This window comes from Rhizobium sp. 18065 (assembly GCF_902706095.1).
Taxonomy (GTDB): domain Bacteria; phylum Pseudomonadota; class Alphaproteobacteria; order Rhizobiales; family Rhizobiaceae; genus Allorhizobium.
Genome location: NZ_CACSJP010000010.1, coordinates 159439 through 181988, shown reverse-complemented (window position 1 = coordinate 181988; position 22550 = coordinate 159439). Strand labels below are relative to the sequence as shown.

Here is a 22550-nt window from a genome sequence, read left to right as displayed (position 1 = left end):
CGGCAACCAATCAGCGTCTCAGCCAATTTCCTTAGATTTCTCTAGAACGAAGGTCGTCGTCGCCAGCAGCGCCGCCGCCCTCGTCAGTGAGCGGGGTTATAGATTTCACACCTCAAACAGTCAACAGGGCAATTTTCAAAAAACTGTCATTTTTCACAAGCCATTGTTTTTGAATGTGTTTTTTGATGCGCATCAGGACGTCGACTGAGGGCCTGCCTAGAAATCAGCAGGTTGGCCTGGAAATTAGGCAGGCGCGGCTGGGTTCTTTATCCCATTGTGATCAGGATAAGCACGACAAACATGGCAGGAACGGCTGCAAGAGCCGGGAGAATGATCGCCGGGTAGCCAAAGGCCAGGATCGCCAGCAACCAGATCATCAGCAGATTGATGACGAACAACACCTTGGCGGTGGTCGCGCCCTGCATGGCCTCCTTGAGCATCCAGCCGAGAACAGGGATGCGGTATATGACGACTGACAGCATGGTGATGCCTTTCTATAGAGTGTCTCTCTGTGAGAGACTTGCTTGCGGTATTAAGAATTTGCGGATTGCCAAGCATGAAGTCGACAATCTGACAAAGCGCAATGCGGCAAATCATAGCGGCAGTCCCGCTCTTGGCTTTGCGAGCCGTCGTCAAACGTGGGCTCAGGCTCAGGCTCAGGCTCAGGCTCAGGCTTGGGCTTGGGCTAGGGCTAGGGCACGCGGTGCAGCCTGTTTGCTTCCTCTCTATATAGGGGCGCCCAAACATGGTTGTCTTGCAAACCGGCGTAGCTGCCGCTCATGCTGCGTCGGTGACGTTTCACAAGGCACAAAGCCCCGTCGTTCGCCCCTTGAGGCCGTCTCGGTGACAAAATGGCCCGAATGGCGAGAAGGCTTGCGCTTTTTTCTTTGAAAGACTGCCGTCTTTGCGATAGCCGCAGAACTGTTCCCAAGCCATCTGCGTGCCATGCAGTGGAAACGATGAGAGGATCCCGTCCGATGCGCACCCTGTCCGAAGCTCATTTTCCCGAACTGCCGAACTACTATGGCGGCAAGGTCCGGGAAAATTACGATTTGCCGGACGGTAGCCGGATCATCATCTCGACGGACCGCCTCAGCGCCTTCGACCGGATCCTCACCTGCGTTCCCTATAAGGGACAGGTCCTGACCCAGACCGCACGCTACTGGTTCGACGAGACCAGGGACATCTGCCCGAACCACGTGATCTCCTACCCGGATCCGAATGTCGTGATCGGCAAGCGCCTCGATATCCTTCCGGTGGAAGTCGTCGTGCGCGGCTACCTGGCCGGCACGACCGGCACCTCGGTCCTCACTCTCTATAAGAAGGGCGAGCGCCGCATGTATGGCATCACCCTGCCCGATGGCATGCGTGACAACGAGAAGCTTCCGACGCCGATCATCACGCCGACCAGCAAGGAATTCGACGGCGGACATGACGCACCGCTGACACCGGATGAGATCATCGCCCAGAATCTTCTGACTGCCGAACAGTGGCAGACGCTGTCGCAATATGCGCTGGCTCTCTTCGCCAGGGGCCAGAAGCTGGCCGCCGAACGCGGGCTGATCCTCGTCGATACCAAATACGAGTTCGGCGTGGACGAGAATGGCACCATCATTCTCGCGGATGAGATCCACACGCCCGACAGCAGTCGCTACTGGATCGCCGAAAGCTATCCGCAAGCCTTTGAAAAAGGCACCCGCCCGGCAAGCTTTGACAAGGATTTCGTCCGTTCCTGGGTCGCCGAACGCTGCGATCCCTACAAGGATGATATCCCTCAAATTCCGCTGGCGCTGGTCGAAGACACGTCGGAGGTCTATATAAAGGCCTATGAAGCGATCACCGGCCAGACATTTGTCCCCGATGATCGCGGCGCGACACCGAAGGATCGGGTCCGCGAAAACCTTGCCCGCTACTTTCCGGAGATATGAGCGATCGTGTCATCAGGTTTCGACAAATGCATGAAGAACAACGCTGCCCAGATCATCTCTGAGCGGCACCCTGCGCCGCGCCGGTCGCGTCGACCTGCCGAGGAAACGCGGGAAGACATTCTGAACATGGCCGAAACCCTGTTTCGCACCCATGGCTACGCCAGCGTCACGATCGCCGACATCGCCGCAGAACTGTCGATGTCACCCGCCAACGTCTTCAAGCATTTTCGCACAAAAGCCAGCCTCGTGGATGCGATAGCAACCCGCGCGATTCAGGAAACAATCAACGAACTGAAGATCCTTGATCAGAACAAGCCTGCCCCCGTCCGGCTCTATGAGCTTGCCCGTCATTTGATGGACGAACATCTTGCTGACCAGAAGGACGCACCCTTCGTCTTCGAGATGATCCAGGTCACCATCCGGGAAGAACTGGATTGCGGCGAACGCTTCCGCGAAATGGTGGTGGAGACAATCGCCGAGATCATTCGCGCCGGCGAAAGCGAAGGCCTGTACAAGGTCACAGATATTTACCGATATGCCAGCGCGGCTTTTGATGCTCTCGCATGCGTGATTCATCCCGTCATGCTCGGGATGGAAAATACCGATAAATTGGCAATACGGTGTAAGGAAGTCGTCAATCTTATTGACATCGCCTTGCGCTCACCTCTTGCCAAGTGACGAAACTTAACTTACGTCACTTCACATTCGTCGCCCTTGGGACGGGGCGACAGTCGCGGCATCGGGCGTAGCAGTTTCTCAAGGCTCCTAGTGGGCATGGGATTTGCTTCGCAAGATGCCTTTCGTCATTCTCGCTTTGGAACCCCCCATGACACGACGTCTTAAGCTCACATCCGTCCTCGTACTCTGCGCGGCTGCGCTTGCCGGCTGCAGCGATTCCGGCACAGCGCAGAACGCCACAGGCGCGGCCGGTGGCGAAAAACCACCGTCTCCAGTCAGCGTGGTGCTGATGAAGCAGGCGCCTCATCCCCTCACATCCACGCTTCCCGGCCGCGCATCCGCATTCCAGACTGCGGAAATCCGCCCGCGTGTCAGCGGTGTTATCAAGGAGATCGCCTTCAAGGAAGGCAGCGAAGTCAAGGCCGGCGATCTGCTCTTCAAGATTGAAGACGACAGCTATAGCGCGGAAGTCGCTCAGGCTCAGGCGAGCCTCGAAAAGGCCGAAGCGAGCGTTCCGACAGCCCAGTCGAACCTCGCCCGTCAGGAACGTCTGGTCAACAGCGGCGCAACGCAGGTCGAACTCGAAAATGCCCGCGTGACGCTTCTGCAGGCGCAGGCCGATGTGGCCCAGGCCAAGGCCGCCCTGCGCGCTGCCGAAATCAACCTCAATCTGACCGAGATCCGCGCTCCTTTCGAAGGTGTCACGAACGTATCGGCCTTCTCGATCGGCAACGTTGTAACAGCCAACCAGACAGATGCCCTGACGACTTTGCGTCGCCTGGATCCGATCTACATCGAGCTGACCGAATCGAGCGTCAATCTCTTGCGTCTCCGCGAAGCTATCCAAGCAGGCCGCGTCGATCAGTCGGGCGACCAGCGGGCCGAGATTCGCCTGACACTGGAAGATGGACAGCAATATCCGATCGTCGGCAAGCTCGACATGTCGGAAATGGCCGTCAGCCAGACGACCGGCACCTTCTCGATCCGTGCGGTCTTCGACAATCCTGACAATCTTGTTCTCCCGGGCATGTATGTCCGCGCAACGGTCACGGTTGGAACCGAGAACGGCTTTATCATTCCCCAGCGCGCCGCCACCCGCAACGCCCAAGGCGAACTGAACGCAAAATTCGTCACCGCCGACAACAAGGTCGAAACGCGTACCTTCACCGAGAGCCAGGTCTCCGGCAACAACTGGCTGGTGGCTTCCGGCATCCAGGACGGCGACAAGCTGATCGTGGACGGCTTCCAGTGGATCGGCGACGGCGCAACTGTCCAACCGGTTGAATCCACCATCAATGAACAGGGATTCGTCGTTGAAACCGCGGCGCCCGCCGCCGCCCCTGCAGCGCAACCGTAATCGCGCTCCGGCTAGGCACAACAGGCGTTAAGGGACAACCAATGGCCAAATATTTCATCCGTCGCCCTATCTTTGCATGGGTGATCGCGATCATCATCATGTTGGGAGGCGCTTTGGCGATCTCGACATTGTCGATCGCCCAGTATCCGGAAATCGCACCGACGACGGTTCGTATTTCCGCGACCTATACCGGCGCCAGCGCCGAAACAGTTGAAAAATCGGTGACCTCGATCATCGAGGACGGCATGACCGGCCTTGATGATCTCACCTACATGACCTCGTCGTCCAGCACCGGATCTGCGACCGTCACGCTGACTTTCGGCAACACCATCGACCCGGACATCGCCCAGGTTCAGGTGCAGAACAAGCTGCAACTCGTGCAGTCGCAGCTTCCGGATGTGGTTCAGACGACCGGTCTTTCGGTCACGCGTTCGACGTCGAGCATCCTGCTCGTCGGCGCCCTGGTGTCGACCGACGGCCAGCGCAGCCCGGTTGAACTCGGCGATATCTTCACCAGCCAGATCGAGGACCAGATCAAGCGGCTGGAAGGCGTCGGCAGCATCCAGATCTTCGGCACCGGCTACGCCATGCGCGTCTGGCTTGACCCGCTCAAGCTCAACAAGTTCCAGCTGACGCCAAGCGATGTCACGTCCGCCATCCAGGCCCAGAATACCCAGGTATCCGTCGGCTCGATCGGCGGCCAACCGGTAGCCATGGGCCAGCAGCTGAATGTCACCGTGACGGCCCAGAGCCAGTTGCAGACGGTTGGCGATTTCGAATCGATCATCCTGAAGGTTGAAACCGACGGCGCAACCGTTCGTCTCAGCGACGTGTCACGCATTGAGATCGGCCAGGAAGAATACTCCACCAACACCCGTGCCAATCGCAAGCCGGCGACCGGTTTTGCCGTGAACCTGGCAACCGGTGCCAATGCCCTCGACACCGCTGCCCGCGTCAAGGCTGCCTTGGGTTCGGTGACTGCGAGCCTGCCTGAGAATGTCATCATCACCTATCCCTACGACACGACGCCATTTGTTCAGCTTTCAATCGAGAAAGTTGTCCACACGCTGATCGAAGCGATCGTGCTGGTCTTCTTCGTGCTGCTGATCTTCCTGCAGAACCTGCGCGCAACAATCATCCCGATGATTGCGGTGCCGGTCGTTCTTCTTGGAACCTTCGGCATCCTCGCGCTGACGGGATACTCGATCAATACATTGACGATGTTTGCCATGGTTCTGGCCATCGGCCTTCTCGTCGACGATGCGATCGTGGTCGTCGAAAACGTCGAACGCATCATGTCGGAAGAAGGTTTGTCGCCGCTTGAAGCCACCGAGAAATCGATGGGCGAAATCACCGGCGCCATCGTCGGCATCGCGCTGGTACTCACCGCGGTCTTCATTCCGATGGCCTTCTTCGGCGGTTCGACCGGCATCATCTACCGCCAGTTCTCCGTGACAATCATCTCCGCAATGCTGCTGTCGGCGCTCGTTGCCATCGTGCTGACGCCGGCACTCTGCGCCACGATGCTGAAGCCCATCGACCATACGGCAGAAAAGCGCGGCTTGGCCGGCTGGTTCAACCGCAACTTCGAAAAGACGACCAACGGCTATGTTTCGTCGATCGCCTACCTCTTGAAGCGCCCGATGCGCGTGATGCTGATGTTTGCAGTCGTCATCGCTGGATGCGCCTGGTTCTTCATCCGCATGCCCACCTCCTTCCTGCCACAGGAAGACCAGGGCGTGCTGATGACGATTGTCCAGCTGCCGAACGGCGCCACAACAGCGCGAACGGAAGAAGTCATCAAGAAGATCGAGGACTTCTATCTGGAGAAGGAAAAGGACTCGATCCAGGACGTGTTCGCGGTATCCGGTTTCAGCTTCACCGGCTCGGGCCAGAACTACGCGATGGTCTTCGCCAAGCTGAAGGACTTCGACCTGAGAAAGTCGCCGGATCAAGCTGCATCTGCAGTGGTCCAGCGTGCCATGGGCTATTTCTTCACGTTGCGTGACGCCATGGTCTTCCCGTTGCAGCCTCCGGCAATTCCGGGCCTCGGCAATTCGAGTGGTTTCTCGATGTATCTCGTCGACAGCGGCAAGAATGGCACCGAAGCCCTGACGGCGGCGTCTCAGAAGCTCATCCAGGCAGGTGGAAGCAATCCGAACGTCAGTTCGTTGCGATCCAACAGCCCGCCATCTGAAAGCCAGCTCAAGATCCTTCTCGATCAGGAAAAGATGGGCGCGATGGGGCTCGATCTCGCCACCGTCAACTCCATGCTGTCGACAATCTTTGCCGGACGCGACGTCAACGACTTCACCCTCAACAGCGAGCTGAAGCCCGTGATCGTTCAGGGCGATGCGCCCTATCGCATGCGCTCGGATTCGATCAACGAATGGTTTGCCCGCAACGGTACCGGCGAGATGGTTCCCTTCTCCGCTTTCACCAATCTGCAATGGATCACCGGCGCACCGAACCTCGACCGTTATAACGGGATCGGCGCAATCTCGCTCGAAGGCGCGGCCGGTGCAGGTGTCAGCTCGGGCACCTCCATGGACACCATGGAACAGCTGACAGCCGAACTGGGAGGCGGCTATACCGTGGCTTGGCAGGGCATTTCCTACCAGGAGCGTCTTTCGGGATCTCAGGCACCGATGCTCTACGCCCTTTCGGTGCTGATCGTCTTCCTCTGCCTGGCAGCGCTCTACGAAAGCTGGTCGATTCCGTTCTCGGTCATCATGGCTGTACCTGTCGGCGTTCTTGGTGCCGTGGCAGCCGCGTCACTGTTTGGCCAGTCGAACGACGTCTACTTCAAGGTGGGCTTGCTGACCACGATCGGTCTTGCCGCAAAGAACGCGATTCTGATCGTGGAGTTTGCCAAGGACCGGCAGGCGGCAGGCGTTGGCCTGATCGAAGCGACACTCGAGGCTGCGAAGCTTCGCCTGCGCCCGATCATCATGACATCGCTGGCCTTCATTCTCGGTGTTGTGCCGCTTGCAATCGCAACGGGTGCCGGTTCGGCAGCGCAGAATTCGATCGGCATTGGCGTGCTAGGCGGCATGTTGACAGCGACTGCACTTGGAATTTTCTTCGTGCCATCGTTCTTTGTCATCATTCGCAAGCTTTCCAGCAGGGAAAAACGCAAGCCCCCCCTGTCATCTTGATCACGGTGTTGATAGGTTAAGAAAAGATTGTGTCGGCTTTCGGGGAAAGCCGACACAATAATTAAGCATAAATTCACGCAACCGCGGTCTCATGAACGAATCAGGCTGCGGTCCGTAACTTGGGTGAAAGATCTAGGAAAAGATGATGGGTTCTATTCGCATAGCCGCTCCCCTCGCGATGCTTCTACTTTCCGGCTGCGTGACCGGTCCTGATCATACCGCGCCAGAGACCCCATTGCCGGGCAAATTTGCCGAAGGCGGCAAACAAGCGAATGGCGACGTCTCGACTGTGGCTTGGTGGACCGCCTTCAACGATCCAAGGTTGAATTCGCTGGTCGAGCAGGGCATGAACCAGAACCTCGACGTGCTGCAGGCGCTTGAGCGCATCACCGCCGCCGAGGCGAGCTACCTCGCCGCCGATGCGAGCGCCAGGCCGCAGCTAAACCTTTCCGCGTCGCAGGAAACGTCTCGTCAGACGGGCCGCGGTGCATATTCCGGCCAGTCTCAGGCCACGACGTCGACCAGCTCGGGCGGCTTGGGCGCTTCGTGGTTGCTCGACCTGTTCGGCCAGTATCGCCGGACCAAGGAAAGCTCCAAGGCAACACTCGACGCTGCCTATGCCAGCGCCGACGTTGCGCGCCTGACTTACCTGTCCAGCATCGCCACAGCCTATATCGATGCGCGCTTCTTCCAGGAGCGAATTGCCATCGCTAAAAAGAGCTTGGCATCCCGCCGCGAGACCTTTGACCTGACCAAGCTTCAGCTTGAAGCCGGCGCAGCATCGCGTCTCGATGTTGTGCAGTCCGAAGGTCTCGTCAATTCGACGCTCTCTGAAATTCCGGGCCTCGAAACCAGCTTCCGCGCCTCGGCACATCGCATCGCGCTGCTGCTCGGTCTCCCTGCATCTTCGTTGGTCGCCGATCTGCAGAAGGGTGCGTCTCAGCCCTACGCTCGCCGTAGTGTCAGCGCCGGCATCCCGGCCGACCTGATCCGCAATCGCCCGGACATCCGCGCAGCCGAGCGCAATCTCGCCGCAGCCGTTGCTCAGATTGGTGTCGCAGAAGCACAGCTTTATCCGTCGATCTCGCTCAGCGGCACGATCTCGACCAGCATCATCGCCACCAGCGCGGCAAGCGGTGGTGTCACACCTTGGTCCTTCGGCCCAAGCCTGACCCTGCCGATTTTCGACGGCGGCCGCCTCAAGGCCAATGTCGACATCGCCAACTCGTCGGCCCGCGAACAGTATCTGGCTTGGAAGCAGACCGTACTGTCGTCGGTTGAAGACGTGGAAAATGCCTTGGCTTCGATGAGCCGCACGCGCCGGACAGTGTCCGCATTGAACGCAACGGTAGCATCCTACCAGGAAGCCCTGTCGCTCTCGACAGCTAGCTACCGCGATGGTGCATCGTCGCTGCTCGACGTTCTCGACGCGCAGCGCTCGGTCGACAGCGCGCGTGCAAATCTCGCAGCCGCCGTTCAGCAGATGGCAACAGACTATGTGAACTTGAACGTGGCGATCGGCGGAGGCTACGCCTTCGACACGAAAACCGCCAAGACCATGTAACAGGCTCGCATCCGAAAAAGCCCGGCTCCAGAAATGGCGCCGGGCTTTTTTATGTGTGCCGAATGGCGACAGAACCATCCAAATCAGAATGTCGCCGGTGTATTGATCCAGATCAGAACCGTCTCACTGCTCGATGTGTTGCGCCAGGAATGCGGCCTGCGGCTTTCGAAATAGAAGCTGTCGCCGGTATGCAGCTCGAAAAAACAATCCCCGTCCAGGATGATCTCCAGGCTGCCCGATAGCATGTGGATGAATTCTTCGCCGGCGTGCTGATAAGCCCCTTCGCTTGAAGCGCCAGGCGCGAGCTGGAAGCGATTGCATTCCATCTGGTTGCGCCCCTCGGCCAGAACCTGAATCGCGACACCGGACGAAGTAGCGGGCCAGGATGGCCACTTTCCTTCACGAATGAGCGACTCACCTCCCTGCCCCTGCTCCTGGCCACTCAGGGACGCGACCGTGGTTCCGAGACAACTGGCGACCTCGTGCAGGGCCGTAAAGGAAAGCCCCTGCGAGGTGCGCTCGAACGTCGAGAGCTGCGACACCGACACGCCGGTTTTCTGCGCCACCGCTTCCAATGTCTTGCCAGCCTCTCGGCGCAAGCGGCGGATCTTCAGACCGACGGGAAAACTGGCTGGATCGCCCATCTCTTCCGGCTCGAATGTTGCGATCTCAGGCTCTGCGGCGAGAAGCTCGCCTCGCAGGCTCTCCCGGATAGCCGCCGGGTTCAGTCCTTTTTCACTCCGCAACCAGGAAATCGTTTTCAACCGATCCACAAGTGCGCGATCATAAAGCCGCTGGCCCTTCGGCGTACGGATCGGCTGGATCAGATCCTGTGTTTCCCAAAGCCGCAATGTCGACGGCGAAACACCCGCCATCCTCGCGGCCTCGGCAATCTTGAAACGGATATCATCCATGAATTCAGGTCCTACCGCATAACATCATTGCGCCCGGTAATAATTGCGGGAAACCATATTGCAAGTCTACAGAAAAAATGTAGGAAATATGCCAGAGCAATGATCGGACCGAAGAACCGACGCCGATGGCCCATCTGGAGAGGACCTTTACGATGAAGAATTCCGAAATTTCAGCGCGCAAGAACGACGCCATCTCGCGCGGCGTCGGCATGACGACGCAGATTTACGCAGACAAGGCCGAGAATTCGGAAATCTGGGACGTTGAAGGCAATCGCTATATCGATTTCGCTGGCGGCATTGCCGTGCTCAACACCGGCCATCGCCATCCGAAGGTGATCGACGCGGTGAAGAAGCAGCTCGACCGCTTCACCCATACATGCCATCAGGTCGTGCCTTACGAAAACTACGTCGCGCTGGCCGAGCGCCTGAACGAGCTGACCCCCGGCAAGTTCGAAAAGAAAACGATCTTCGCCACCACCGGCGCCGAAGCTGTCGAAAATGCCATCAAGATCGCCCGTTGCGCCACCGGCCGCTCTGCCGTGATCGCTTTCACCGGCGGTTTCCACGGCCGTACCTTCCTCGGCATGTCGCTGACCGGCAAGGTGGTCCCATACAAAGTCGGTTTCGGCCCGATGATGGGCGACGTCTACCACGTTCCCTTCCCCGTTGAGATGCACGGCATCAATGTCGAAACCTCGCTCGATGTGCTCGACAAGCTGTTCAAAGCCGACGTCGATCCAAAGCGCGTTGCCGCGATCATTCTGGAACCGGTGCAGGGCGAAGGCGGCTTCTACGAAGTCCCGCGCGCGCTGATGAAGGCATTGCGCGAAATCTGCGACCAGCACGGCATCCTGCTGGTGGCTGACGAAGTGCAAACCGGTTTTGCGCGGACTGGCAAGATGTTCGCCATGGACCACTATGACGTGGTTCCGGACCTGACCACGATGGCGAAGAGCCTGGCCGGCGGCTTCCCGCTCTCGGCTGTCACCGGCCGCGCCGAGCTGATGGATGCGCCCGGCCCCGGCGGCCTTGGCGGCACCTATGCCGGCAACCCGCTGGCGGTCGCGGCTGCCCATGCCGTTCTGGACGTCATCGAGGAAGAAAAGCTCTGCGATCGCGCCAACCAGCTTGGCGGCCGCCTCAAGCAGCGCCTCGAAAGCCTGCGCGGAGACGTTCCGCAGATCATGGACATCCGCGGCCTCGGCTTCATGAATGCCGTCGAGTTCGGTCTGCCGAATTCGCACAAGCCGGACGCCGATTTCACCAATGCCGTTCGTCTGAAGGCGCTCGACAAGGGGCTGATCCTCTTGACCTGCGGAGTTTACAGCAACGTCGTGCGCTTCCTCGCGCCGATCACCATTCAGGATGAGGTCTTCAACGAAGCTCTCGACATCATCGAAGCATCGATCCGCGAAGTCGCAGTGGAGGCAAAGGCATGACCATTTCGAACCTGCTGACCTCGAAACTGAAAGATACGACCCTTGTCACCGACAAGGCGCTTGTCGGCGCCGAATGGGTCGCCAAGGCATCCGACGGCAAGACCTTTGACGTCACGAACCCGGCAACCGGCGAAATCGTCGCCACGCTGCCCAATCTCGGCAAGGCCGAGGTGGTGAAGGCCATTGATGCCGCCCATAGCGCCCAGAAGGCGTGGGCAAAGAAGACCGGCAAGGAACGCGCCACCGTCCTCAAGAAGCTCAACGACCTGATGGTCGCCAATGCCGATGACCTTGCCACCATCCTGACCATGGAAATGGGCAAGCCGTGGCCGGAAGCCCGAGGCGAGATCCTCTACGGCGCATCATATGTCGAATGGTTCGCCGAGGAAGCCAAGCGCGTCTATGGTGACGTGATCCCCGGCCACCAGCCCGACAAGCGCATTCTGGTCATCAAGCAGCCCGTCGGTGTCGTCGGCGCCATCACCCCGTGGAACTTCCCCAACGCGATGCTCGCCCGCAAGGTCGCCCCGGCGCTTGCCGTCGGCTGCGCCATGGTCTCCAAGCCCGCCGCCCAGACGCCGCTTTCGGCTTTGGCCATCGCCATTCTTGCCGAGCGCGCAGGCCTGCCGGGCGGCCTGTTCTCCGTCCTCACCTCGACGGATGCGGCCATGGTCGGCCAGGAATTCTGCGCCAACGACAAGGTCCGCAAGCTGACCTTCACCGGCTCGACCAATGTCGGCCGGATCCTGATGCGCCAGGGTGCGGACCAGATCATGAAGCTCGGCCTCGAACTCGGCGGCAATGCACCCTTCATCGTCTTCGACGACGCCGACCTCGATGCGGCCGTCGAAGGCGCGATGATTTCCAAATACCGTAATGCCGGCCAGACCTGCGTTTGCGCCAACCGTCTCTATGTGCAATCCGGCGTCTACGATGCCTTTGCCGCCAAGCTCGCGGAGAAGGTCAACCAGTTGAAGGTCGGTGACGGCTTTGCCGAAGGCGTGACGACAGGCCCGCTGATCGACAGCAATGCGATCAAGAAGGTCAAGGAACACGTCGCCGACGCCGTCTCCAAGGGTGCCAAGGTCGCGCTCGGCGGAAAAAGCTCGTCTGCAGGTGATCTTTTCTTCGAACCGACGATCCTGACCGGCGTCACGACCGACATGAAGGTCGCAACCGAGGAAACCTTCGGCCCTGTCGCACCGCTGTTCAGGTTCGACACCGAAGAGGAAGTCATCGAACTCGCGAATGCCACCGAGTTCGGCCTTGCCTCCTATTTCTATTCGAAGGACATGGCCAAGATCTTCCGCGTCGCCGAAGCCCTGGAATATGGCATGGTCGGCATCAATACCGGCCTGATCTCCACCGAGACAGCCCCCTTCGGCGGCATCAAGCAGTCCGGCCTTGGGCGCGAAGGCTCGAAATACGGCACCGATGACTATACCGAGATCAAGTACATGTGCCTCGGCGGCATCAACTAAAACGAAGAAGCCCGGCGTCGATGACGCCGGGCTTGTCAATTCAGGCTCGCCGAACCGAAATCAGTTCTTGGCACGCTCGACGTAGGAATTGTCTTCGGTCGCGATGACCACGCGGATGCCGGCGTCGACATGCGGCGGCACCATGGTGCGGATACCGTTCGACAGCATGGCCGGCTTGTAGGAAGACGACGCCGTCTGGCCCTTGACGACCGGCTCGGTCTCGGTGATTTCGAGCGTCACGTGGCGCGGCAGCTGCAGCGCAAGTGCTGTGCCTTCATACATGGACAGGATGCAGACCATGCCTTCCTGAAGATAGGCCTTCTGCTCGCCCATCGTGTCCACGTCGACCACGATCTGGTCGTAGTTTTCCGGGTTCATGAAGTGGAAGCCCTCACCGTCCTCATAGAGGAACTGGTGGTTGACGTCCTCGACGAAAGCGCGCTCGACCTGCTCGGTCGTGCGCCAGCGTTCCGACACCTTCACGCCATCGACGATGCGGCGCATGTTGACCTGGGTCACAGGCGTACCCTTGCCCGGATGGAAGTTTTCCGCCGTGAGGACGACGTAGAGCTTGCCGTCGACGTCGATGACATTGCCCTTGCGGACGGAAGAGGCGATAACCTTGACCATTGGAATTCCTTGTATCTGCGATAGACCCGTCGTAAAGGACGACCCGCCGTCCGTTGTGACGTCTTCGAATTTCTTGGGCGCACGTAACCTAAATTCGGCAAAATAGCCAGCCCACGTTGAGATAAGGACCGAGAAACCGGAATGACTGACCGTCGCCGTTCATCGCCTGCGTGGTGGACCCCTTCGGCCCATGCCGACAGGCGGCCCTTGCTGCTTGGCCGCAATCGGATCCAGGCCGCCTTCCGCAGTCATTTTGCCGACCGTGACTTCATCGAGGTCGACACGGCCACGCTGCAGGTCTCTCCCGGCAATGAAGCGCACCTGCATGCTTTCGCGACAAACGCGATCGGCAATGACGGCACGTCCGCACCTCTCTATCTGCACACATCGCCGGAGTTTGCCTGCAAGAAGTTGCTGGCCGCAGGCGAAACCCGCATAACCTGCTTCGCCCATGTCTACCGAAATCGGGAGCGCGGGCCACGCCACCACCCTGAATTCACCATGCTGGAATGGTACCGCGTTGGCGAAAGCTACGAGGCGCTGATGGCCGACTGCAGCAAACTTCTGGCACTCGCGGCCAAGACCGCTGGCACTACAAGCTTTACATATAACGGCATGAGCGTCGATCCTTTCGCTGAGCCCGAGCGTCTTTCGGTCGCCGATGCGTTCACCCGCCATGCCGCCATCGATCTGCTTGCCACCATATCGACGGCCGGGGAGACCAACCGGCAGGCTCTTGCGGATCAAATGCGCCTCGCTGGCATCCGCATTGCCGATGACGATACCTGGGCTGACCTGTTCAGCCGCGTGATCGTCGAGAAAATCGAACCCAGGCTCGGCATCGGCCGTGCCACCATTCTCGATCGATATCCGGTCGCCGAAGCGGCCCTTGCCCGCCCCTGCGCCGATGATGCGCGTGTAGCTGAGCGTTTCGAGCTCTATGCCTGCGGCGTCGAACTGGCCAATGCCTTTGGCGAATTGACCGATCCGGTCGAACAGCGTCGCCGCTTTGAAGCCGAAATGCTTGAGAAGCAGCGCGTTTACGGCGAAACCTATCCGCTGGACGAAGATTTTCTCGACGCATTGGCCATCATGCCGGAAGCCTGTGGCATCGCGCTCGGCTTCGATCGCCTCGTCATGCTGGCAACCGGCGCCTTGCGCATAGAGCAAGTCATCTGGGCGCCCGTCGCGGAGACCCACCTTGATTGAAACCTCGCTCCGCAGTGTCGAAGACCTGAAAGCGGCGGGCCTTGTTGCAGCCGGCGCAACGGATGCGCTCGATGAAGTCGCTGCGCGCTATGCCATCGCGCTGACGCCGACCGTCGCCAGTCTGATCAACCCGAACGATCCCAATGACCCGATTGCCGCACAATATGTTCCGCAACCCGCCGAACTGATCGAGACTGCAGGCGAACGCGCCGACCCTATCGGCGACCATACTCACTCGCCGGTCGAAGGCATCGTTCACCGCTATCCCGACCGGGTGCTGCTCAAGCTGGTGCATGTCTGTCCGGTCTATTGCCGTTTCTGCTTCCGCCGTGAGATGGTCGGGCCACAGGGCGACGGAAGCATGTCGCCTGAGCAGCTTTCCATCGCGTTCGACTACATCCGGTCGCATCCCGAAATCTGGGAGGTCATCTTGACCGGCGGTGACCCGCTGATCCTTTCGCCGCGTCGACTGCGGGATGTCATGCGCACACTTTCCACGATCGAACACGTCAAGATCGTCCGCATCCACACCCGGGTTCCCGCCGTCGATCCCGCCCGCGTCACCGCCGAACTGATCGACGCTTTGAATGCCAGCGAAAAGACCGTCTACGTCGCGCTGCACGCCAATCATCCGCGCGAAATGACCCCAGAGGTCCGCGCCGCTTGCGCGTGGCTGATCGATGCAGGCCTGACCATGGTCAGCCAGAGCGTGTTGCTCAAGGGTATCAACAACAATGCCGACACCTTGGCGGAACTGATGCGCGCCTTTGTCGAGACACGGATCAAGCCCTACTACCTGCATCATCCCGACATGGCGCCGGGCACAGGCCATTTTCGCCTGCCACTCTCGGAAGGCCAGGCGATCATGCGCGAACTGCGCTCCAAGGTTTCCGGCCTCTGTATTCCACATTACATCCTCGACCTGCCGGGCGGGTTCGGAAAGGTGTCCGTCGGTGAAAATGCGCTCAGCGAGACTGCACCAGAACGATACACTATCGTCGACCGCCACGGCGACGAGCACGCATATCCAGAGAATTAGCGCCCACAAACGTGCTGTATTGCTGATAGACCTGCATTTTCGCCGCTCAACCGTGGCAAGTAAGTCAAATTTTACTAAACCACTTAGCGAAACCTTCGTCTTTCCTCTGTAAGAAATCGCTCAATAGATTTGAGCATTCGTTATGGAGGAATTAGATGAACGAGACCATTCGCACGCTTCTGGCCAAGCTTGGTGGACTGCCTGTCGCCGTGGACACCATCGCGGACAATGCAGACCTCTACGCCGTCGGCCTCTCTTCTTTTGCCTCCGTACAGCTGATGCTCGGCCTCGAAGAATCCTTCGACATGGAATTCCCCGACCATCTCCTCAATAGAAAGTCCTTCGCCAGTATCGCGGCGATCGAGACCACGGTTCAATCGATCCTCGAGGATAGAAAGGTCGCCTGATGGACCTCTCCGCCAAGGTGGCAGACCAGAGTCTCAAGGCTCGCGCCACGCGTGTCGCAGCGATTGCCGCCGCCTATGCCGATGAAGTCGACAAGGCGGGACGCTTTCCAGGCGAAGCCATCGATGCACTGAAGTCCGAGCGGCTGATGGGCATCCAGATCCCGGTCGACTGTGGCGGCGAAGGCCGAAGCACGTCCGAGATCGCCGAACTCTGCACCATCATCGCCCAGTCATGCGCCGCCAGTGCGATGATCTTCGCCATGCACCAGATCAAGGTATCCAGCCTCGTCTCGCATGGCGTGGACGCCGGATGGCACCGCACATTCATGCAGAAGATCTGCACCGAACAACTGCTGCTCGGTTCGGCGACGACCGAAGGCGGGATCGGCGGAAATCTGCGCAATTCCATTTGCGCGATCGAAGTTGATGGCGATCGCTGTCGGCTGGAGAAGGATGCAACCGTCATTTCCTACGGCAAGCATGCCGATGCCATCCTGATTACCTCGCGCAGCCACAAGGATGCCCCGCCGACCGACCAGGTCATGACGGCCTTTCTGAAAGACCAGTATACGCTTGAGCAGACCCATGTCTGGGATACGCTCGGCATGCGCGGCACCTGCTCCGACGGCTTCCTCTTCAAGGGCGAGGCACCGGCAGAACAGATTCTGCCGAAACCCTTTGCGGAGATCGCCGCCCAATCGATGCTGGCAAGCTCGCATCTGCTGTGGAGCGCGCTCTGGTATGGCATCGCCGTCGATGCCTTTACCAAGGCCCAGACCTTCGTCCGCGCCGCCGCCCGCAAGGCGCCCGGCACAACACCTCCAGGTCTCGTACAGCTCGCAGAAATGTCGAGCCAGTTGCAGGTCATTCGCTCGAACATCAAAGCTGGCCTGGGCAACTATGAACAGGCGCTGAGTGATCCGGACCGGCTGTCCTCGATGGGCTTCGCCGTTGCGATGAACAACGTCAAGATCGCCTCGTCGGAGATGATCCTGCCGGTCATTCACCAGGCGCTCAGGATCTGCGGCATCATGGGCTACAAGAACGGCACGCCGTTCAGCCTCGGCCGCCATCTGCGCGATGCCCATTCGGCAGAACTGATGATTTCCAACGACCGCATCCTCGGCAATACGTCGACGATGCTTCTCGTCCACAAACAAGAAACCGGACTTTTGGGGTAACGGATATGGATATGCAGGTAAGCTTTCTGGACCGCCTCTTCGAGAGCGGCCTTCTGATCGAGACGGGTGTTGACGGGCTCTACGGCCGCAGCGGCCGATTTGAAGACGTGATCGCCGCCTTCGAGCGCCTGATCGACACATTCGGCGGCGCCGACGGCGCCGAGGCCATCCGCTTCCCGCCAGGCATGAACCGCGCCTATTTCGAAAAAAGCGGCTACATGAAGAGCTTCCCGCAGCTCGCCGGCACCGTGCATTCATTCTGCGGCAACGACCATGACCACCTGAGCCTGCTCCAGTGCATGGAAGAGGGCAAGGACTGGGCCAAGGATCAGAAGGCGACCGACATCGCACTGACCCCTGCCGCCTGCTATCCGCTTTATCCGACGGTTGCCAAGCGCGGTCCGCTCCCGGCAGAAGGCGGCCTCTACGACCTGCAGTCCTACTGCTTCCGCCATGAGCCGTCCAAGGATCCCGCCCGCCAGCAGTTGTTTCGCATGCGCGAATATGTCTGCATGGGCACGGAAGCCCATGTCACCACCTTCCGCCAGACCTGGATGGATCGAGGCGTCGAGATGATGAAGGCTGTCGGCCTGGACGTCGAACTGGACGTGGCCAACGACCCGTTCTTCGGTCGCGCCGGTCGCCTGCTCGCCAACAACCAGCGCGACCAGAACCTGAAGTTCGAACTGCTGATCCCCGTCACCTCGCAAACCAACAAGACCGCCTGCATGAGCTTCAACTATCATCAGGACGCGTTCGGCACGAAATGGGGTCTCAACCTCGCCGACGGCTCGGTTGCCCATACCGCCTGCGTTGGTTTTGGTCTGGAGCGAATCGCATTGGCACTCTTCGCGGCACATGGCCTGGACACGGATCAATGGCCGGAAAACGTCCGCAAGGCGCTCTGGGGCTGATCCATCGATGATAGCCGTCTTTCCCGGACTGGATCCGGCAAATTATGCACGACATGCGCTCCATTCCAGCGAGCGCATGTGGCCGGAAACCAATTGCTACGTCGACCTATGGATCGAAGTGCTCGCCTCGCAAGGGCTTGCACCGGAAGCGATGCTTGGCTTCACGCTGACGCAGGACTTCGAGGGCGACCAGTTCACCTTTTTCAAGGTGCCGCTGGAAGACCTCGAGGAGCTCTACGACATCCGCGTCACCGAGCTTGCCATCTTCGACAGCGTCGAGAGCCACGTTGCCGAACAGATCGGTCGCGGCCGTCTCTGCCTCGTCGAGATGGACAGCTATTTCATGCCCGACACGCAAGGGGTCGGCTATCGCAACGAGCATGGCAAGACGACTGTCGGTATCAACCGTCTGGATCTTGCAGCCCGGGTGATGGACTACTTCCACAATGGCGGCTTTTTCCGTCTGCAAGGCGACGATTTCGACGGTGTCTTCCAGCACGATCTGCCGGAAGGAGCTTTGCCATTCCTGCCCTACACCGAATTCGCCAAGTTCCCCAGGCAGGCAACCTCGAATGCCCATCAGCGCGAGGTCGCAAGCCGCTTGCTGAAACGCCACTTCATGCGTCGGCCGGATGCCAATCCGATTGCGGCCTTTGCTGCAGTCTTCCCGAGACAGGTCGAGGTCGTTGCCGAAAAGCCCTTCGGCTATTTCCACAAATACGCCTTCAACACACTGCGGCAGTTCGGTGCCAATTTCGAACTGCTTGCCAGCCATCTGGTATGGCTGGACGACGCCGGTTACGAAGCGTCGATCGTCGAGGCGCTGAAGATCAGCGAATGCGCCAAGACGGCGCAGTTCCAGCTTGCCCGCGCCATTGCCCGCAAGAAGTTCGAACCGCTGGCGACAGCCCTTGACCCTGCGATTGCAGCATGGGATCGGCTGATGGATGATCTGGGCGCAAGGCTCGGCTGAGGGGTAAGATATGGCGGCGGGCACGATCTATCTGGGAGCGGATATCCGCCCGCTGGAAATGGGCTGGACACTGCTCGTCACCGAAGCCGGCCGCCATGCCGATCCGACAACGATCCACCGTCCCGCCGCCCGCATTGCCGCCCCGGTTCCGGGAACCGTCGCTGGCGCCCTGGCCGATGCCGGTCTGTTCGATCGGGAACGTCCGCACGCCCTGCATGACAAGGATGCCTGGTACTTCCGCTCGCTCGAAGGCGAAGCGCCGGGGCCGGCGATCCTTCGTTTCGAAGGCTTGGCAACCATTGCCGAAGTCTACCTGAATGGTGAGCTTAAACTCTCCTCGGAGAGCATGTTTGAAGCCAATGATCTCGCCTTTGAGATCACCGGCCGCGATGATCTGGCGATCTGCTTTCGCGCTCTGACCCCGCATCTCGACAAACGTGGGCCTCGCGCCCGCTGGCGCCCGCAGATGATGGACCATCAGGGGCTGCGACTGACCCGGACGACAGTGCTGGGACATATGCCGGGCTGGTGCCCGGAGGTCCAACCCGTCGGTCCCTTCCGGCCGATTGCGCTGATCCGAACCGGCGAAAGAGAGATCTCCGACCTGCGCATCAATGCCGATCTCGACACCGACGGCAGCGGTCTGTTGACCACCAGTTTCCGTCTGCAGGGAGCGGCTGAAAAGGCCACCATCGAGTGCTGTGGCAAGCGTATTGAACTCGCCGTGTCTGCCGACGGCTCGATGACCGCCGCTCTGCGGATCCCGAATGTCGACGCCTGGTGGCCGCGAACCCATGGCCGCCCGGCCATGCACGATCTTCGCCTGCTCATCGATGGCAAGCCCCATTCCCTCGGTCTGGTCGGCTTTCGCCGCATCGAGATCGACAGAGGAGCAGACGGCAAGGGCTTCGGCTTGAAGGTCAACGGTCAGTCTGTCTTCTGCCGTGGCGCAGTCTGGACCAATGCCGATATCCTGCGCCTGCCGGGCACGGCGGAAGCCTACGCACCCTGGCTGATGAAGGCGGCCGAAGCGAACATGAACATGATCCGCATTGGCGGCACCATGACCTACGAGAGCGCCGATTTTTTCCGCCTCTGCGACCAGCTCGGCATCATGGTCTGGCAGGACCTGATGTTCGCCAATTATGACTATCCGGCCGCAGACGAGACTTTTTCGGCCCATGTCGAGCGGGAGGTCAAGCAGTTGCTGGAAGGCCTTCAGGGACATCCATCGTTGGCCGTCGTCTGCGGCGGTAGCGAAGTCTTCCAGCAGGGCGCCATGCTCGGCCTTCCCGAGCGGATCTGGAGCGGCGACCTCTTCAACGAGACGCTGGCAATCCTGACAGCTACGCTCAGACCGGACACCGCCTATGTCGCCAATTCGCCCTGTGGCGGTGCCATGCCTTTTTCGCCGAATGAAGGCGTCACCCACTATTACGGCGTCGGCGCCTATCAGAGACCTTTGGAAGACGCGCGCCGTGCCGAGGTCCGTTTCGCCGCCGAAAGCCTTGCCTTCGCCCATGTCCCGCAACAGCGTACCCTCGACAGCCATCTGCCGGTCTCACCTGTTCACGATCCGCGCTGGAAGGCCCGCGTGCCCCGCGATCGCGGTGCATCCTGGGATTTCGAAGATGTCCGCGACCACTATCTCCAGGATCTCTACGGCTTCGATCCGGCACGCCTGCGCCGTGAGGATGGCGGCCGCTATCTGAATTTCTCGCGCGCGGTGACCGCCGAAGTCGTGACCGAAACCTATGCCGAATGGCGCCGGGCATCATCGTCTTGCCGCGGCGCACTCACATGGACTTTTCAGGATCTCGCTGCCGGGCCGGGCTGGGGCGTGATCGATTCGACCGGCGAGCCAAAATCCGTTTGGTACGCCCTGAAGCGCGCCTTCCGTCCGCTACAGGTGACGCTGACGGACGAAGGCACCAATGGTCTCGATGTGCATGTCATCAACGAAAGCGGGCAGGACGAACCCGTCACACTGGAACTCGTGTGCCTGCGCGACGGACGGCAAGCCGTCGTCAGCGGCAGGCGCGACCTGACACTGGCAGCGCGCAGCAATCAGCGCATTCCGGCAACCGATCTTTTCGGTGCCTTCTTCGACACCACCTATGCCTTCCGCTTTGGCCCGCCATCGCATGACGTGACAGTGGCCCGGCTTCATTCCGCAAGCGGCGCCCTGTTGGCAGAGGCTTTCCATTTCCCGCTGGGCAGGACTGCCGCCCTGCATGCCGCAAACTTCGAACACAGGCTGCTGCAGGAAAACGGCACATGGCTGCTGGAATTGTCCTCTGGCGTTCTAGCTCAATCGCTTCATCTGGCCCTGGAACACCATCGTGCCGAGGATGACTGGTTCCACCTCGCGCCCGGCATGACGCGTCGGCTTAAGCTTTTGCCAAGAGACGGTGCCGACCCGGCAACAGCACCAAGCGGCACGATCAGCCAACTCGGCAGCGGTAACCTGTACCACTTCTCCTGACCGGGTCTCAGCAGGTCCACGTCAAACAACGACGGGGATGCGCTTGCCGAAGACGCAACGGGAACGGAATTTTCCTTCGCCTCGCATAAGCTTGCGACATCGAGGCGGGAAGACACGTGCCAGATGCGATCCACCGGACCTTTCCGGTGTGACACAACTGCGATAGACAACACGGCGCAGCCCGGGTCCAGGAGAAGAGAGCCTATGACGAGCCATGTATTGACCGTTTCCTGCCAGTCGACGCGCGGGATTGTCGCCGCGATTTCCGGCTATCTAGCCGGCAAAGGCTGCAACATCGTCGATTCATCGCAGTTCGATGATCTTGAAACCGGCATGTTTTTCATGCGCGTCTCCTTCATCTCGGAAGAAGGCACCAGCCGTGCCGAACTCGACCAGGGTTTTGCGCCTATCGCCGAGAAATTCGGCATGACCGCCGAGATGCATGACAGCACGCATCGCGTGAAGGTCATGCTGATGGTCTCGCGCTTCGGCCATTGTCTCAACGACCTGCTCTACCGCTGGAAGATCGGCGCCCTGCCGATCGAGATCGTCGGCGTCGTCTCCAACCATTTCGACTATCAAAAAGTGGTGGTCAATCACGACATTCCGTTTCACCACATTCCGGTGACCAAGGCCAACAAGCCGGAAGCCGAAGCCCGCATCATGGCCATCGTCGAGCAGAGCGGCACCGAATTGATCGTGCTGGCCCGCTACATGCAGATCCTGTCCGACCAGATGTGCCAGAAGATGTCCGGCAGGATCATCAACATCCACCACTCCTTCCTGCCGAGCTTCAAGGGTGCGAACCCCTACAAGCAGGCATTCGAACGCGGCGTGAAGCTGATCGGGGCCACGGCTCATTACGTCACCGCCGATCTCGACGAAGGTCCGATCATCGAGCAGGACGTTGCCCGCATTACCCATGCCCAGTCCTCGGAAGATTATGTCTCGATTGGCCGCGACGTCGAAAGCCAGGTTCTGGCACGCGCCATTCACGCCCATATCCATCACCGCACCTTCATCAACGGCAACCGCACCGTCGTCTTCCCGGCAAGCCCGGGCTCCTATGCTTCCGAGCGCATGGGCTGAGGCACGCTATCCAGGCAGGGGCCAATGTGCCTCTGCCGCCTTGCCGATCGTGCTCATATCCAGCACATGCAGCCACGGACGGCAGCCTCAATGAGCGGGATAGA

General features: G+C 59.8%; 19 protein-coding genes. 16 read left to right on the top strand and 3 right to left on the bottom strand.

Going from position 1 to position 22550, the window contains the following annotated elements:
- Positions 1–208 (top strand): hypothetical protein (locus tag GVK95_RS25140; RefSeq protein WP_210252963.1); only part of this gene is annotated, 208 nt, incomplete at its 5' end.
- A 58-nt stretch (positions 209–266) separates the two neighbouring features.
- Here the strand turns inward: GVK95_RS25140 and GVK95_RS20805 are convergent.
- Entirely contained in the window at positions 267–482 is a 216-nt protein-coding gene (locus GVK95_RS20805; RefSeq protein ID WP_159952607.1) for a hypothetical protein, read from the bottom strand.
- A gap of 495 nt (positions 483–977) precedes the next feature.
- Between GVK95_RS20805 and GVK95_RS20800 the strand changes: the two genes are divergently transcribed.
- From GVK95_RS20800 to GVK95_RS20780, 5 genes are all read left to right on the top strand, one after another.
- Complete coding sequence (locus tag GVK95_RS20800) at positions 978–1928, top strand: phosphoribosylaminoimidazolesuccinocarboxamide synthase (RefSeq protein ID WP_159952606.1); 951 nt, start codon at positions 978–980, stop codon at positions 1926–1928.
- A 30-nt stretch (positions 1929–1958) separates the two neighbouring features.
- Positions 1959–2606, top strand: a complete 648-nt coding sequence (locus GVK95_RS20795) for a TetR family transcriptional regulator (protein ID WP_159952605.1) — start codon at positions 1959–1961, stop codon at positions 2604–2606.
- Between the two features lie 148 nt (positions 2607–2754).
- A complete protein-coding gene (locus GVK95_RS20790; RefSeq protein WP_159952604.1) occupies positions 2755–3963 on the top strand; it encodes an efflux RND transporter periplasmic adaptor subunit in 1209 nt (402 codons plus the stop codon).
- Between the two features lie 41 nt (positions 3964–4004).
- The gene (locus GVK95_RS20785; RefSeq protein WP_159952603.1) at positions 4005–7121 is read left to right on the top strand and encodes an efflux RND transporter permease subunit; all 3117 of its coding nucleotides are present in this window, start codon (positions 4005–4007) and stop codon (positions 7119–7121) included.
- A 145-nt stretch (positions 7122–7266) separates the two neighbouring features.
- Positions 7267–8685, top strand: a complete 1419-nt coding sequence (locus GVK95_RS20780; protein ID WP_159952602.1) for an efflux transporter outer membrane subunit — start codon at positions 7267–7269, stop codon at positions 8683–8685.
- An 83-nt stretch (positions 8686–8768) separates the two neighbouring features.
- Here the strand turns inward: GVK95_RS20780 and GVK95_RS20775 are convergent, their stop codons facing one another.
- On the bottom strand, positions 8769–9599 hold the full coding sequence (locus GVK95_RS20775; protein ID WP_159952601.1) for a MerR family transcriptional regulator: 831 nt from the start codon (positions 9597–9599) through the stop codon (positions 8769–8771).
- Positions 9600–9751: 152 nt separating this feature from the next.
- Here GVK95_RS20775 and GVK95_RS20770 point away from each other — a divergent pair, with 152 nt between their 5' ends.
- Complete coding sequence (locus tag GVK95_RS20770) at positions 9752–11038, top strand: 4-aminobutyrate--2-oxoglutarate transaminase (protein ID WP_159952600.1); 1287 nt, start codon at positions 9752–9754, stop codon at positions 11036–11038.
- Positions 11035–12519 (top strand): NAD-dependent succinate-semialdehyde dehydrogenase, encoded by a 1485-nt coding sequence (locus GVK95_RS20765; RefSeq protein ID WP_159952599.1) that lies wholly within the window; start codon positions 11035–11037, stop codon positions 12517–12519. The genes GVK95_RS20770 and GVK95_RS20765 overlap by 4 nt, the downstream gene beginning before the upstream one ends.
- 60 nt (positions 12520–12579) lie before the next feature.
- Here the strand turns inward: GVK95_RS20765 and efp are convergent, their stop codons facing one another.
- Positions 12580–13149, bottom strand: a complete 570-nt coding sequence (gene efp, locus GVK95_RS20760; protein WP_159952598.1) for an elongation factor P — start codon at positions 13147–13149, stop codon at positions 12580–12582.
- A 141-nt stretch (positions 13150–13290) separates the two neighbouring features.
- Here efp and epmA point away from each other — a divergent pair, with 141 nt between their 5' ends.
- The 8 genes from epmA (at position 13291) to purU (ending at position 22446) form a co-directional block, all read left to right on the top strand.
- A complete protein-coding gene (epmA, locus tag GVK95_RS20755) occupies positions 13291–14358 on the top strand; it encodes an EF-P lysine aminoacylase EpmA (protein ID WP_159952597.1) in 1068 nt (355 codons plus the stop codon).
- The gene (locus GVK95_RS20750) at positions 14351–15397 is read left to right on the top strand and encodes a lysine-2,3-aminomutase-like protein (protein WP_159952596.1); all 1047 of its coding nucleotides are present in this window, start codon (positions 14351–14353) and stop codon (positions 15395–15397) included. Before epmA ends, GVK95_RS20750 begins: the two co-directional genes overlap by 8 nt.
- Positions 15398–15552: 155 nt before the next feature.
- Positions 15553–15804, top strand: coding sequence for an acyl carrier protein (locus GVK95_RS20745; protein WP_159952595.1), 252 nt, complete (start codon positions 15553–15555; stop codon positions 15802–15804).
- The gene (locus GVK95_RS20740; RefSeq protein ID WP_159952594.1) at positions 15804–16985 is read left to right on the top strand and encodes an acyl-CoA dehydrogenase family protein; all 1182 of its coding nucleotides are present in this window, start codon (positions 15804–15806) and stop codon (positions 16983–16985) included. The genes GVK95_RS20745 and GVK95_RS20740 overlap by 1 nt, the downstream gene beginning before the upstream one ends.
- A 5-nt stretch (positions 16986–16990) precedes the next feature.
- Positions 16991–17899, top strand: a complete 909-nt coding sequence (locus GVK95_RS20735) for an amino acid--[acyl-carrier-protein] ligase (RefSeq protein ID WP_159952593.1) — start codon at positions 16991–16993, stop codon at positions 17897–17899.
- Between the two features lie 7 nt (positions 17900–17906).
- On the top strand, positions 17907–18872 hold the full coding sequence (locus GVK95_RS20730) for a DUF1839 family protein (RefSeq protein WP_159952592.1): 966 nt from the start codon (positions 17907–17909) through the stop codon (positions 18870–18872).
- Positions 18873–18882: 10 nt separating this feature from the next.
- Complete coding sequence (locus GVK95_RS20725) at positions 18883–21357, top strand: glycoside hydrolase family 2 protein (RefSeq protein WP_159952591.1); 2475 nt, start codon at positions 18883–18885, stop codon at positions 21355–21357.
- 204 nt (positions 21358–21561) lie between these two features.
- Complete coding sequence (purU, locus tag GVK95_RS20720; protein ID WP_159952590.1) at positions 21562–22446, top strand: formyltetrahydrofolate deformylase; 885 nt, start codon at positions 21562–21564, stop codon at positions 22444–22446.
- Positions 22447–22550: the final 104 nt, after the last annotated feature.